The sequence below is a fragment of the Vibrio sp. R10-SG3-ISO10 genome (assembly GCF_059834185.1).
The window spans coordinates 1-13099 of the sequence record NZ_JCBDHG010000016.1 but is presented as its reverse complement, the minus strand read 5'-3'; the positions used below and the strand labels follow the sequence as shown (position 1 = coordinate 13099).

The 13099-nt window shown below is 46.0% G+C and carries 11 protein-coding genes and 1 rRNA gene; 10 read left to right on the top strand and 2 right to left on the bottom strand.

Going from position 1 to position 13099, the window contains the following annotated elements; translation table 11 throughout:
- Positions 1-45: 45 nt before the first annotated feature.
- From recQ to AC6R16_RS07610, 3 genes are all read left to right on the top strand, one after another.
- The gene (gene recQ / locus AC6R16_RS07620; protein WP_500639363.1) at positions 46-1884 is read left to right on the top strand and encodes an ATP-dependent DNA helicase RecQ; all 1839 of its coding nucleotides are present in this window, start codon (positions 46-48) and stop codon (positions 1882-1884) included.
- Positions 1877-2197: a DUF3630 family protein gene (locus tag AC6R16_RS07615; protein ID WP_500674028.1), complete on the top strand. Its 321-nt coding sequence runs from the start codon at positions 1877-1879 to the stop codon at positions 2195-2197. The genes recQ and AC6R16_RS07615 overlap by 8 nt, the downstream gene beginning before the upstream one ends.
- A 201-nt stretch (positions 2198-2398) precedes the next feature.
- Positions 2399-3070 (top strand): 7-cyano-7-deazaguanine/7-aminomethyl-7-deazaguanine transporter, encoded by a 672-nt coding sequence (locus AC6R16_RS07610; protein ID WP_004745505.1) that lies wholly within the window; start codon positions 2399-2401, stop codon positions 3068-3070.
- Positions 3071-3152: 82 nt separating this feature from the next.
- Here AC6R16_RS07610 and gppA read toward each other — a convergent pair whose 3' ends face one another.
- Positions 3153-4643, bottom strand: a complete 1491-nt coding sequence (gppA, locus tag AC6R16_RS07605) for a guanosine-5'-triphosphate,3'-diphosphate diphosphatase (RefSeq protein WP_500674027.1) — start codon at positions 4641-4643, stop codon at positions 3153-3155.
- A 7-nt stretch (positions 4644-4650) separates the two neighbouring features.
- Positions 4651-5952: an ATP-dependent RNA helicase RhlB gene (rhlB, locus tag AC6R16_RS07600; protein WP_500674026.1), complete on the bottom strand. Its 1302-nt coding sequence runs from the start codon at positions 5950-5952 to the stop codon at positions 4651-4653.
- Positions 5953-6064: 112 nt separating this feature from the next.
- On the opposite strand from rhlB, the gene trxA reads away from it, so the two are divergent.
- The 7 genes from trxA to AC6R16_RS07565 all read left to right on the top strand — a co-directional run.
- Positions 6065-6391 carry a thioredoxin TrxA gene (gene trxA / locus AC6R16_RS07595; RefSeq protein ID WP_004745500.1) on the top strand — a complete coding sequence of 109 codons (327 nt, stop codon included), beginning with the start codon at positions 6065-6067 and terminating at the stop codon, positions 6389-6391.
- A 200-nt stretch (positions 6392-6591) separates the two neighbouring features.
- Positions 6592-7851 (top strand): transcription termination factor Rho, encoded by a 1260-nt coding sequence (gene rho, locus AC6R16_RS07590; protein WP_004745495.1) that lies wholly within the window; start codon positions 6592-6594, stop codon positions 7849-7851.
- A 104-nt stretch (positions 7852-7955) separates the two neighbouring features.
- Positions 7956-8951, top strand: coding sequence for a hypothetical protein (locus AC6R16_RS07585; protein WP_500674025.1), 996 nt, complete (start codon positions 7956-7958; stop codon positions 8949-8951).
- 92 nt (positions 8952-9043) lie between these two features.
- On the top strand, positions 9044-10900 hold the full coding sequence (gene ubiD, locus AC6R16_RS07580) for a 4-hydroxy-3-polyprenylbenzoate decarboxylase (protein ID WP_500674024.1): 1857 nt from the start codon (positions 9044-9046) through the stop codon (positions 10898-10900).
- A complete protein-coding gene (locus AC6R16_RS07575) occupies positions 10897-11166 on the top strand; it encodes a 2Fe-2S iron-sulfur cluster-binding protein (protein ID WP_171383442.1) in 270 nt (89 codons plus the stop codon). The genes ubiD and AC6R16_RS07575 overlap by 4 nt, the downstream gene beginning before the upstream one ends.
- A 13-nt stretch (positions 11167-11179) precedes the next feature.
- Complete coding sequence (gene fre / locus AC6R16_RS07570) at positions 11180-11893, top strand: NAD(P)H-flavin reductase (RefSeq protein WP_239851278.1); 714 nt, start codon at positions 11180-11182, stop codon at positions 11891-11893.
- A 495-nt stretch (positions 11894-12388) separates the two neighbouring features.
- Positions 12389-13099: ribosomal RNA gene (locus AC6R16_RS07565) — 16S ribosomal RNA — on the top strand; the annotation flags it as partial.

The window sequence follows — 13099 nt, the reverse complement described above, 5'->3', positions numbered from 1 at the left end:
TTGCGTTCGACGCGCACTCATCCTGCAACTCTATTGAGATAGTTCATGACCTCGACACTTTTAGCCCAGTCACCTTCAGCCGATTTGCCGACGCCGCAAAGCATCTTAGAGGATGTTTTTGGTTATCAGAGCTTTCGTGATGGTCAGCAAGAAGTGATTGAGTCGGCGGTTGCTGGACAAGATAGCTTAGTGATCATGCCAACGGGTGGCGGTAAATCTTTGTGTTATCAGATCCCTGCCTTAGCACGTGAAGGGCTAACTTTAGTTATCTCACCGTTGATCTCATTGATGAAAGATCAAGTAGACCAACTGAAAGCGAATGGTGTGGCCGCTGAGTGTGTCAACTCCACCATGCCAAGAGAAGAGCTGATCTCCGTTTATAATCGCATGCATTCTGGCGCGTTAAAGTTGGTTTATGTTTCTCCAGAGCGTGTACTGATGCGCGATTTTATTGAGCGTCTGGAAAACATCTCATTGTCGATGATAGCAGTTGATGAAGCGCACTGTATTTCTCAGTGGGGGCATGATTTCAGACCTGAATATGCTTCGTTAGGCCAGCTCAAACAGCACTTTCCTCATATCCCAGTCATGGCGCTGACGGCAACCGCAGATGACGCCACGCGCAAAGACATTATGCAGCGCCTGCAACTTGACGAGCCGCATACTTATCTTGGCAGTTTTGATCGCCCTAACATTCGTTACACCCTAGTCGAGAAACATAAGCCAGTTTCTCAGGTAGTTCGTTTTCTTGAGGGACAACGTGGCAGCTGCGGCATTATCTATTGTGGTAGCCGCAAGAAAGTAGAGATGGTAACCGAAAAGCTGTGTAACAACGGCTTACGTGCTGCAAGCTACCACGCAGGTCTTGAAGCGGATGAGCGTGCTTACGTTCAAGAGGCGTTTCAACGTGATGATATTCAGATCGTTGTTGCGACTGTGGCGTTTGGCATGGGGATTAACAAACCCAACGTTCGCTTTGTGGTGCACTTTGATATTCCGCGCAATATCGAATCCTATTATCAGGAGACAGGCCGAGCCGGGCGAGATGGATTGCCTGCCGAAGCGATGATGCTTTACGACCCTGCCGATATCAGTTGGCTGCGCCGCATGCTGGATGAAAAAGATGATGGTCCGCAGAAGCAAGTTGAAGCGCACAAGCTAAACGCAATGAGTGCTTTTGCTGAAGCACAAACCTGTCGTCGCCAAGTACTGCTTAACTATTTTGGTGAGTATCGCGAGAAGCCATGTGGTAACTGCGATATCTGCCTCGATCCACCTAAGCACTTTGATGCCACGGAGCAAGCTCAAAAAGCGCTCTCTTGCGTGTATCGGGTTAATCAAAGCTTTGGTATGGGTTATGTGGTTGAAGTTTTACGTGGGATGCAGAATATCCGCATTCGTGAAAATGGCCATGACAAACTGTCGACTTATGGGCTAGGGCGTGAAAATAGCCATGATTATTGGGTCAGTGTTTTTCGTCAGTTGATCCATAAAGGTTTGTTATTCCAAAACATCACTCGTAATTCCACTTTGCAATTGACGGAAGAGGCAAGGCCGCTGTTACGTGGTGATATGTCGTTAGAGCTTGCTGTACCACGCCTTGATACTGCTGCTCGCGCTGCTAAATCAGATAAGCTGTCGAGCAAAAACTACGATAAGAAGCTATTTGCTAAGTTGCGTAAGCTTCGCAAATCCATTGCGGATGAAGATGGACTACCACCATATGTAGTGTTCAGTGACGCGACATTAATTGATATGGCAGAAATACTACCGACCTCTTACGGTGAGATGCTTGCCGTCAACGGAGTGGGGCAGCGCAAGTTAGAAAAATACGCCGACCCATTCTTAGATCTTATTCAGGAGCACTTAACAAATCATGGCTGATGTCACACCACAAACGGAATTTGGCCTGCTTGATTATCAGGTAGAAGAGGGGCGCATCATCATTCGTGCTCCGCGGTTTGATTTTGATAGCTTTCCTCAGTTAGCTGACAAACTGGTCAAACTGCTATCGGCTTCAGTAGTCGAAAAGCAGTGGGATGCAGATATCCACTCTTGGTTGATTGATTTTGAAGGTTGTCAGCTATTCTTAAAATCAGAGCATTACAGTGAGAGTATTTGGTTTGAGGCATTGGCTATTGAAGAATCTAAACCAGAGCTCGATTTTCTGGCTGCACTGTTTAACAAAGGTTTCTAAGCCGATTTTTATACGCTAACGATTGCGTAGTCTTAGCCAGTTGCAGCTCAAATTGGTTAATGTATAATCGCCCGCCGCGATAGTTATCACAAATATATCGCGGCTAATTTCTTTTAACATTGTTGGTAAGAGTCGTTCCTTGGCTTGGAATGGATTCGATTTGGGTTCCCTCACCCCCAAACCAAACTAAAAAGGTATCGCATGAGTAACTTTACCCCTGCGCAGCAGCGCAAAGCCCTTTTTCTATTAGTTCTGTTCCACCTGATCATTATTGCATCGAGCAATTACTTAGTTCAGCTGCCCTTTACCGTTTTCGGTTTCCATACCACTTGGGGCGCATTTACTTTCCCATTTATTTTCTTAGCGACTGACTTAACCGTTCGTATTTTTGGCGCGCAGCTTGCTCGTCGCATTATCTTTTTAGTGATGTTGCCAGCACTGGCGGTTTCATACGGCTTATCTGTTCTGTTCTATGAAGGTTCATTCCAAGGTTTGAATCAGCTTGGGGAATTTAACCTGTTTGTTGCGCGCATAGCGATCGCAAGCTTTATGGCTTATTTACTGGGCCAGATTCTGGATGTGCATGTCTTTAACCGTCTGCGTCAGCTAAAACAGTGGTGGGTTGCCCCAACTTGTTCAACGCTATTTGGCAATGCGTTAGATACCATTGCTTTCTTTGCGATTGCCTTCTATCAAAGCCCAGATCCGTTTATGGCCGAGCATTGGACAGAGATTGCGCTGGTGGACTACGGCTTCAAATTAGTCATCAGCTTGGGTCTGTTTGTTCCTATGTATGGCGTATTGCTGAATTACTTAGTCAAGAAACTCACCGCAGTGAACCCTGACTTTAAAGTGGTTGGCGCTAAGTCGTAATTGAAATGACTAACAAGAAAAAGCCCGAGGAATACTATTCCTCGGGCTTTTTTGTATCTTTCGCATTTTTACTCAGTAGAGATTAGTACTCAACAATCGAGAGTGGCCAACCAATATCACTTTGACGGTTTGCTTCTATTTCGAGCTCAGCAGCAGTCAAAGGGTTGTCTTTAAGCCACTGGGCTTTTAGCGTTAGGGTCAGCTTATCATCGTTAGAGCTTAGGGTAATGTTAGGTTCAAGCTCAGGGTTACGACGATGAGTTAATAACACCGCTAAACGCAGCAGGCGCAACACACGTTTTGCACTGTTGCTAGATAAGGCATGTTGCTCCGGGAGTGATGTTAGCTGTTCACGATAGCGGCGCGTGAGCTCACCTAAGAGATGCTTTTGCGCTCGCGTGTAACCAGGTAAATCCAAGTTTTGCAGCAGGTAAGCACTATGCTCGCCGCCTTTTTTGAAATCGATAGTCAAACCGATCTCATGTAGCTTGGCTGCGGTTTCAAGCAAAACACTACCGTGAGACTCTGCAATCCAATCAGACTGACATTCAGCGAGCAGTTTAGCTGCCATGTTGGCAACTTGCTGACCGTAAGCGACGTCAATTTGGTAGCGGCTCTGAACGCTACAGATAGTGCGAGCACGAATATCGTCTTGCTTTAGCTCATCAACCATTTCATACACTAGGCCTTCACGTAGTGCGCCACCCGCAAGCGTCATTGAATCAATCTCAAGTAGCTCAAAAATCGCGATGAGAATAGAAAGGCCGCTAGGGAAGACTAATGCACGCTCTAGGGTCAGTCCTTCTATCTCAAGCTCTTCAAGGTGATCGGCTAACATTGCTTGTTTTTGCAGGCGTTTCAGTTTGGCGTGAGTAATAACCTCATCCATCCCTTGCGCGAGCATGATTTCTTGCAATGCCTGAACAGTACCCGAAGCGCCGACACATACATCCCAACCGATTTGAGTGTATTGCTTCAAGATAGGTTGCAGTGTCTCTTTGGCTGCTTGAATCGCATTGTTGAAGTTGGTGACGGTCAACTGACGATCTTTAAAGTGGCGTTCAAGCCAAGTGACACATCCCATTTTCAGGCTAGTCAGTGCCTTAGCTTCAAAACCTTCACCAATAATAAGCTCGGTACTTGCACCACCAATATCAACCACTAAACGTCGACCACTACCACCAGAGGTATGTGCGACCCCTTTATAGATAGTCGCTGCTTCCTCTTCGCCGCAGATCACTTCAATCTTATGACCAAGTATCTGATTGGCTTTTTCCAGAAACAGGTCCACGTTAGTTGCGGTACGCAGCGTAGCGGTACCCACGATGCGAATGTTCTCTTTAGGAATATCTTGCAGTCGTTCTGCAAATAGACTCAAGCAGTCCCAGCCGCGTTGCATGGCTTCTAGGCTTAGCGCGTTGTTTTCGTCTAAGCCCGCTGCAAGGCGAACTTTGCGTTTGATTTTAGCCATCGTTTGTACGCTGCCATCAATGTGACGCACAACGAGCATATGAAAACTGTTCGACCCGAGGTCGATGGCTGCGTAAAGCGGAGATGAAACTGCTTGGCTCATAGACGACTTAAGAATCCTTTTGTTGACGTTGACGAGAGCGATTGTTGTTACGACGGTTGCCTGAACGAGAACCACCTGTATTGGTGCGACGTTGCTGCGGACGGTTTGAACGCATACGTAGCGGTGCAGGTAAATCTTCAATCAATGCACTTGGGTCATAGTCTGACACGGGAATTGCGTGCTCGATGTACTCTTCAATCGGAGGTAGGTTAATCGCGTAGTCTTCACAAGCAAAGCTAATAGAATGACCGCTCGCACCTGCACGACCTGTACGACCAATGCGGTGTACGTAATCTTCGCAGTCATCTGGTAGGTCAAAGTTAAACACGTGCGTTACTTGAGGAATATGTAGACCACGCGCTGCAACGTCTGTTGCCACTAATAGGTCAACTTCACCTTTTGTAAACTGCTCTAAGATACGCTCGCGCTTCTTCTGTGGTACATCGCCTGTTAACAAACCAACACGATGACCGTCAGCAGCCAAGTGGCCCCAAACCGATTCACACTTATGTTTAGTGTTAGCAAAGATGATCGCGCGCTCAGGCCACTCTTCTTCAATTAAGGTTTGTAGCAGAGCCATCTTATGTTCATTAGAAGGGTAGAACAGCTCTTCTTGGATGCGATGACCCGTTTTAACTTCTGGCTCAACCACAACATGCTCTGGATTATGCATGTGCTCGAATGCCAACTCTTGAACGCGGTAAGAAAGCGTCGCTGAGAACAGCATGTTCAAACGCTCTTTTGGTTCAGGCATACGACGGAACAAGAAACGAATGTCTTTAATAAAGCCAAGATCGAACATGCGATCAGCTTCATCAAGAACAACCGCTTGAATGTTGTTAAGGTTAAATACGCGTTGCTTGTAGAAATCGATAATACGACCAGTCGTACCGATCAGAATATCCACACCATCTTCAAGCTTAGACAGCTGCTTGTCGTAGCTCTCGCCACCGTAAGCAAGCGCAGCTTTAATACCAGTACTTGCAATAAGCGGCTCGGCATCGTTGTAAATCTGAATTGCCAACTCGCGTGTTGGTGCCATGATGATGGCACGTGGCTGAGTTGGCTTACGACCTTCATGTTCTGAAGTCGTCAGTAAGTGGTTAAAAGTAGCAGTCAGGAAAGCGAGTGTCTTACCTGTGCCCGTTTGGGCTTGGCCTGCGATGTCTTGGCCGGTGAGCAGTACCGGCAACGCCAAAGCTTGGATAGGGGTACAAAATTCAAACCCTTTCTTCTCCAAACCTTCAGTAATTTGAGGGTGTAAACCCAAATTGGCGAACTTTTGCTCTGTGATATGCGTCTTTTTCATTGCTATAGAATATCAGCTAAAGCTTGCAATACGAAAGTAAATACATTCCAATAGGGCATCTATTTACTGGTTATCATCCAACCAGTTTCAAAAAAACACATTGGAGTGGAAGATGAGTGATAAGATTTTGCAGCTTACGGATGACGGTTTTGAAAACGACGTAATCAATGCTGCAGGCCCTGTACTAGTGGATTTTTGGGCAGAATGGTGTGGTCCTTGTAAGATGATTGCTCCTATCCTGGACGAAATCGCAGATGAGTACGAAGGCAAGCTCACTATCGGTAAACTAAATATCGACCATAACGCAGGTACTCCACCTAAGTTTGGTATCCGCGGTATTCCAACATTACTTCTATTTAAAGATGGTAATGTCGCAGCAACCAAAGTTGGTGCGCTGTCTAAGACTCAACTTAAAGAGTTCCTAGACGCAAATCTTTAAGCGTTGTTCTGATAAGACCGTGCATTTTAACCAATGCACGGTTTTGTTTTTGAACACCAACAAAATCTAGACTAGGCTAGTATTTAGTGCTAATTTATCGCACGTTAAATAAACAAGTTTCTCTTCTTGGTCGATCCTGTGACCAAATCCATCTTAACTAAATAACAGATCCTATTTTGACTAAAAAAGTATCCACCACCATGAATCTAACAGAACTGAAGAACAGACCTGTGTCTGATCTTGTCAAACTTGGCGAAAGCTTGGGCCTTGAAAACCTAGCTCGTCTAAGAAAGCAAGACATTATCTTCGCCATCCTAAAAGCTCACGCGAAAAGCGGCGAAGACATTTTTGGCGACGGGGTTCTGGAAATACTTCAAGACGGTTTTGGCTTCTTGCGCAGTGCAGACAGCTCTTACTTGGCAGGCCCAGATGACATCTATGTATCTCCAAGTCAGATCCGCCGCTTCAACCTTCGTACAGGTGACTCGATTGCCGGTAAGATTCGTCCACCAAAAGACGGTGAGCGATACTTTGCTCTACTAAAAGTCAATACAGTTAACGATGACAAACCAGACAACGCGCGTAACAAGATTCTATTTGAAAACTTGACGCCACTGCACGCGAACGAGCGTATGGTGATGGAGCGTGGTAACGGTTCGACAGAAGATATCACAGCACGTGTTCTAGACTTAGCTTCACCAATTGGTAAAGGTCAGCGTGGTCTAATCGTTGCTCCACCTAAAGCGGGTAAAACAATGCTGCTGCAAAACATTGCACAGAGTATTGCTTACAACCACCCAGAGTGTGAGCTAATGGTACTTCTTATCGATGAACGTCCAGAAGAAGTAACCGAGATGCAACGCCTAGTTAAAGGTGAAGTGGTTGCATCTACATTTGATGAGCCTGCATCTCGCCACGTACAAGTTGCTGAGATGGTTATCGAGAAAGCAAAACGTCTTGTTGAGCACAAGAAAGACGTGGTAATCCTGCTTGACTCTATCACTCGTCTAGCTCGTGCATACAACACTGTTGTTCCATCATCAGGTAAAGTTCTGACTGGTGGTGTTGATGCTAACGCCCTACATCGTCCTAAGCGCTTCTTCGGTGCTGCACGTAATGTAGAAGAAGGTGGTAGCCTGACAATTCTAGCAACAGCACTAGTAGATACTGGTTCTAAGATGGATGAAGTTATCTACGAAGAGTTTAAAGGTACAGGTAACATGGAAATTCACCTGAACCGTAAGATCGCCGAGAAGCGTGTCTTCCCTGCAATCGACTTCAACCGCTCGGGTACTCGTCGTGAAGAGCTTCTAACTAAGAATGAAGAGCTACAGAAGATGTGGATTCTACGTAAGATTGTTCATCCAATGGGTGAAATCGACGCGATGGAGTTCTTAATCGACAAGCTAGCAATGACTAAGACTAACGATGAGTTCTTTGACGCGATGCGTCGTCAATAGTCGATAGATTGAATTATCAAGCGCCACCATATTTGGTGGCGTTTTTGTTTGCATTATCTATTGATAGCGCGCACAATGGTGCAATATGTTACAAGGAGGTTAACATGCAACAAGGAATGTTGTCGTCGGTACTCCTGTCTATCGCACTTCTTACCGGAGTACCTGCCGTCGCTGCAACTGAGATGGAACCTCAGCGTGTTGAGCAATGGTTACAAGAATCTCAAGTTCACGATAAAGTCGCTGAACTCCTTCAGTATGTAGTTGAAGATGATACTGATGGCCTTAATTTTGCGTTGCAAAGGCTCTCTCTTCCCGTCCAAGAAGTTTCCCGCTATCTACTGCTAAAGAAAATTGAAGACCAAAACCTGATTTTGACACCTAAAATGGCGCTGTTTGTTGAGCAGCAACAGTCAATGGTGCCGACCTACCAAGTGTTAGAAAGAGGGGATGGCTATGAGTTTTCAGTCCCTGCTTTTAACTACCCAGCGATTGCCAACCGTTTACTCAAACAGTGGCGTCAAGATCAGTCGACACTCGCCTTTGTTTTAGATGCTGAGCGTGGTGAGCTGGATTTAAAAGATTGGCTGACCGGCAGCGATTACCAAGTACAGACTCGTGAAGCTCTGCTGATCCGCGAACTCGATAGTCTCTCACCTGAAGCAGTGAATAACCTCGCTGAACAGTTGACCAAAGCTCCGGTAGTCAGTTGGTTACCTTCATCTCAAGTCATGGTGCGATTAGCTCAAGTCAGTGAAAATCCAGATGTTTATAAACTGCTGTGGCTGATGAAAGCGGACTTTAACAGTGAGTCCGAACTGGTGCGACTGGCTAAAGTGGCAGATAGTTTTTCTTTAGAGCAAGTGATGCAAGCCTCGAATAACCCAAGCCTCAAAGAGCGAGCGATTACCGAACTGACCAAAGTTAGGCCAATGTCGAGCGATGTAAAAGAGTTTCTTATCGCGCGAATGGCGGCATCCGATGATGCAAGGTTCATTGCAGGTGAACTCGCACGCCAAGGTTACTCATCGTGGCTCGAAGAATTAGCCAGTAGCAATCAAAAAGTAAATAGCCGCGCGATCCTCAGTGTGATCGGACAGTAAGGCTAAGACATATAACCACACGAAAAAGAGGGATCGAATGATTCCTCTTTTTGTTATACTGCGTGCAGATTAACCAGCCCACAAATAGGTCTATGAGTTTTAAGGATTTACGCGACTTTGTCGCTCATCTAGAAAAAGAAGGGAAGCTAAAACGCATCTCTCATCCCGTTGATCCCGACTATGAAATGACGGAAATCAGTGACCGTACCTTAAGGGCTGGCGGACCAGCTCTGCTGTTTGAAAACCCAATCGGTTACGACATGCCTGTACTGACCAACCTGTTTGGTACTCCGGAGCGTGTTGCGATAGGTATGGGGCGACAAGATGTCAAAGAATTACGTGAAGTCGGCAAGTTACTCGCTTATCTAAAAGAGCCTGAGCCCCCAAAAGGTTTTAAAGACGCATTAGATAAGTTGCCAGTGTTCAAGCAAGTATTGAACATGCCTGCTAAGCGTCTACGCAAAGCCCCTTGCCAAGAGGTTATCTGGCAAGGTGAAGAAGTTGATTTGGACAAAGTACCAGTCATGAGTTGCTGGCAAGGTGATGTTGCACCGTTATTGACTTGGGGATTGACCGTTACCAAAGGGCCGAATAAGAAGCGACAGAACCTAGGTATTTACCGCCAGCAAAAAATCGCTAAGAACAAAATCATCATGCGTTGGCTAGCTCACCGTGGCGGTGCATTAGATCTCCGTGACTGGATGGAAACCAACCCAGGTAAACCCTTTCCTGTTTCCGTCGCTTTTGGTGCAGACCCTGCAACCATTCTCGGCGCAGTAACACCAGTGCCAGATACATTATCTGAGTACGCATTTGCGGGTTTGCTGCGCGGCAAAAAAACCGAAGTCGTCAAATCGGTTAGCAATGACTTAGAAGTTCCCGCTAGCGCTGAAATCGTTATGGAAGGTTATATTGATCCTAATGAGTTCGCTGACGAAGGACCTTACGGTGATCACACCGGGTACTACAACGAAAAAGAAAAGCACCACGTCTTTACTATTACCCACATCACAATGCGTAACGAGCCGATTTATCACAGTACCTATACTGGTCGTCCACCTGATGAACCAGCAGTACTGGGCGTAGCGCTCAATGAAGTATTTGTGCCGATTCTGCAAAAGCAGTTTCCTGAAATAGAGGACTTCTATCTACCACCAGAGGGTTGTTCATACCGCATGGCGGTAGTGACAATGAAGAAACAATATCCGGGCCATGCCAAACGAGTCATGATGGGAGTCTGGTCCTTCTTACGTCAGTTCATGTACACCAAGTTTGTTATTGTGTGCGATGAAAAGGTCAATGCACGCGATTGGGATCAAGTGGTAGCAGCGATGACCGAACATATGGATCCGGTCAGAGATACATTGTTTATTGAGAATACCCCAATTGATTCATTGGACTTCGCTTCTCCGGTCGTTGGCCTCGGCTCGAAAATGGGGCTAGACGCAACAGTCAAATGGGATGCTGAGTTGGTTGGCTCGGAGCAATCCGTAAAACAACATACCCAATTGAGTGAAGCTGCGCTTAAGAGCTTTATTGAGCATAACCCAGAAGTTATCGATATCTATATCCCATCGACAGCTAAGAATAACAGCTTTGCTATTGTCACTATGGATAAGCAGCACGCTGGTCAATCTAAGCAGCTGGCGCAAAAGGTAGAGCAATTCTTGCTCGAGCATGGCGCACCTAAATTCATCGTTGTCTGTGATAGTGATGTGAATGCAAAAGATTGGAACGACATTATCTGGGCTGTGACTACTCGTATGGACCCAGCACGAGATACCAAGCAGGAAGCGGGCACTAATCTGTCTTGCTCTCGCCTTGTATTGGATGCCACTAATAAAGTGGAAGGAGAGGAGGTAGTCAGAGAATGGGGCACACCTATCAAGAAAGATCCTCAACTTGTGGCAAAAATTGATGCGATGTGGGATAAGTTGGGTATTCTATGAATCATTCCGTCATCTTGTTGCCAGATAGCATAGAATTCGAAGTACAAGATGGACAAACGGTGTTGGAAGCGGCGCTCAACAATAATATCCGCTTTCCTCACCGATGCCAGGTTGGTGCATGCGCTGCCTGTTTGTGTCGTAAACTAGAAGGAACAGTCTCTTATCACCTTGAACCTATGCTCACAGAGAAAGAGCAACAACAAGGATGGATATTTGCTTGCCAAGCCTTCGCAGAAAGTAAATTAGTGCTTACTTTTGAAGAGTAAGTAAGAGGAAACCATGACTATTCAATGTAAAGTAAAGTCAATCCAGCCGTTGGCTTGCAATACTTACCAAATTCTATTGCACCCAGAAAGCCCAGTCAGTTTTAAAGCTGGCCAGTACCTAATGGTTGTTATGGGTGAAAAAGATAAAAGACCATTTTCTATTGCGAGCAGCCCATGTCGCCACGAAGGTGAACTGGAACTGCATATCGGTGCTGCAGAACACAATGCTTACGCTCACGAAGTAGTAGAAGCGATGAAAACTGCACTAGAGCAAGACGGTGAGATTACTATCGACGCGCCACACGGCGATGCTTGGATCCAAGAAGAGAGTGAGCGTCCTATTTTGTTGATCGCAGGTGGTACTGGTTTTAGTTATGTGCGTTCTATCCTCGATCATTGCATCGCGCAAAACAAAACTAACCCTATCTACTTATACTGGGGTGGGCGTGATGAATGCCAGCTATACGCGAAACCAGAACTTGAAGAGATTGCGGCGAATAATCGTAATGTTCAGTTTGTACCTGTAATAGAAGAAGCTCCAGCTGAATGGCAAGGAAAAGTAGGTAATGTTCTTCAAGCTGTAGAGCAAGATTTCGATTCGCTAGCAGAGTATGACATCTATATCGCTGGACGCTTTGAAATGGCAGGCGCTGCACGTGAGAAATTTACCCTAAATAAACAAGCTCAAGCAGAAAGAATGTATGCCGATGCTTATGCTTTTATATAAAGCTTAAGGATTCAGGTTAAAAAGGGAGCGTTTTGCTCCCTTTTTTTATGCTTTTGCATACAAATTCAACGAACGGTCATTTTTTTCAATTTTGTTTGAAAAAGGGCTTGCGCTTAAATCTCAACTCCCTATAATGCGCTTCCACTGACACGGCAGACGCCACAAGGCTTCAGCGGAAAGTCAGTAAAGCCAACTAGCTAAGTTTCAACTCAAATCGAGTGAAACAAAAAATTCAAAAAAGTGTTTGACACTTCAAATTGAAACGCTAGAATGGCTGCCTCTTCCGAAGTGATGTGAGTCACAAAGAAGAAAGCTCTTTAACAATATAAACCTATCAATCTGTGTGGGCACTCGTTGATGATAATCCAAATAGATACTTCGGTATCAATTTAGGTTTCAATGATACGAAGTGACCATTGAATCTTCGGATTCAGCACAGTCAATTCAAACATTACTTTATGTAATGTTCAGTATTCATTGAGCCGACAAAATCTTAAATTGAAGAGTTTGATCATGGCTCAGATTGAACGCTGGCGGCAGGCCTAACACATGCAAGTCGAGCGGAAACGAGTTAACTGAACCTTCGGGGAACGTTAACGGCGTCGAGCGGCGGACGGGTGAGTAATGCCTGGGAAATTGCCCTGATGTGGGGGATAACCATTGGAAACGATGGCTAATACCGCATAATAGCTTCGGCTCAAAGAGGGGGACCTTCGGGCCTCTCGCGTCAGGATATGCCCAGGTGGGATTAGCTAGTTGGTGAGGTAAGGGCTCACCAAGGCGACGATCCCTAGCTGGTCTGAGAGGATGATCAGCCACACTGGAACTGAGACACGGTCCAGACTCCTACGGGAGGCAGCAGTGGGGAATATTGCACAATGGGCGCAAGCCTGATGCAGCCATGCCGCGTGTATGAAGAAGGCCTTCGGGTTGTAAAGTACTTTCAGCAGTGAGGAAGGTTCATGCGTTAATAGCGTATGGATTTGACGTTAGCTGCAGAAGAAGCACCGGCTAACTCCGTGCCAGCAGCCGCGGTAATACGGAGGGTGCGAGCGTTAATCGGAATTACTGGGCGTAAAGCGCATGCAGGTGGTTTGTTAAGTCAGATGTGAAAGCCCGGGGCTCAACCTCGGAATTGCATTTGAAACTGGCAGACTAGAGTACTGTAGAGGGGGGTAGAATTTCAGGTGTAGCGGTGAAATGCGT

What these genes read in the sequence shown, in the direction of transcription:
- fre (WP_239851278.1), top strand. Translation starts at nt 11,180, where the DNA reads ATGACTATTCAATGTAAAGTAAAGTCAATCCAGCCGTTGGCTTGCAAT.
- gppA (WP_500674027.1), bottom strand. Translation starts at nt 4,643, where the DNA reads ATGAGCCAAGCAGTTTCATCTCCGCTTTACGCAGCCATCGACCTCGGG.
- rho (WP_004745495.1), top strand. Translation starts at nt 6,592, where the DNA reads ATGAATCTAACAGAACTGAAGAACAGACCTGTGTCTGATCTTGTCAAA.
- recQ (WP_500639363.1), top strand. Translation starts at nt 46, where the DNA reads ATGACCTCGACACTTTTAGCCCAGTCACCTTCAGCCGATTTGCCGACG.
- rhlB (WP_500674026.1), bottom strand. Translation starts at nt 5,952, where the DNA reads ATGAAAAAGACGCATATCACAGAGCAAAAGTTCGCCAATTTGGGTTTA.
- AC6R16_RS07575 (WP_171383442.1), top strand. Translation starts at nt 10,897, where the DNA reads ATGAATCATTCCGTCATCTTGTTGCCAGATAGCATAGAATTCGAAGTA.
- AC6R16_RS07585 (WP_500674025.1), top strand. Translation starts at nt 7,956, where the DNA reads ATGCAACAAGGAATGTTGTCGTCGGTACTCCTGTCTATCGCACTTCTT.
- trxA (WP_004745500.1), top strand. Translation starts at nt 6,065, where the DNA reads ATGAGTGATAAGATTTTGCAGCTTACGGATGACGGTTTTGAAAACGAC.
- AC6R16_RS07610 (WP_004745505.1), top strand. Translation starts at nt 2,399, where the DNA reads ATGAGTAACTTTACCCCTGCGCAGCAGCGCAAAGCCCTTTTTCTATTA.
- ubiD (WP_500674024.1), top strand. Translation starts at nt 9,044, where the DNA reads ATGAGTTTTAAGGATTTACGCGACTTTGTCGCTCATCTAGAAAAAGAA.
- AC6R16_RS07615 (WP_500674028.1), top strand. Translation starts at nt 1,877, where the DNA reads ATGGCTGATGTCACACCACAAACGGAATTTGGCCTGCTTGATTATCAG.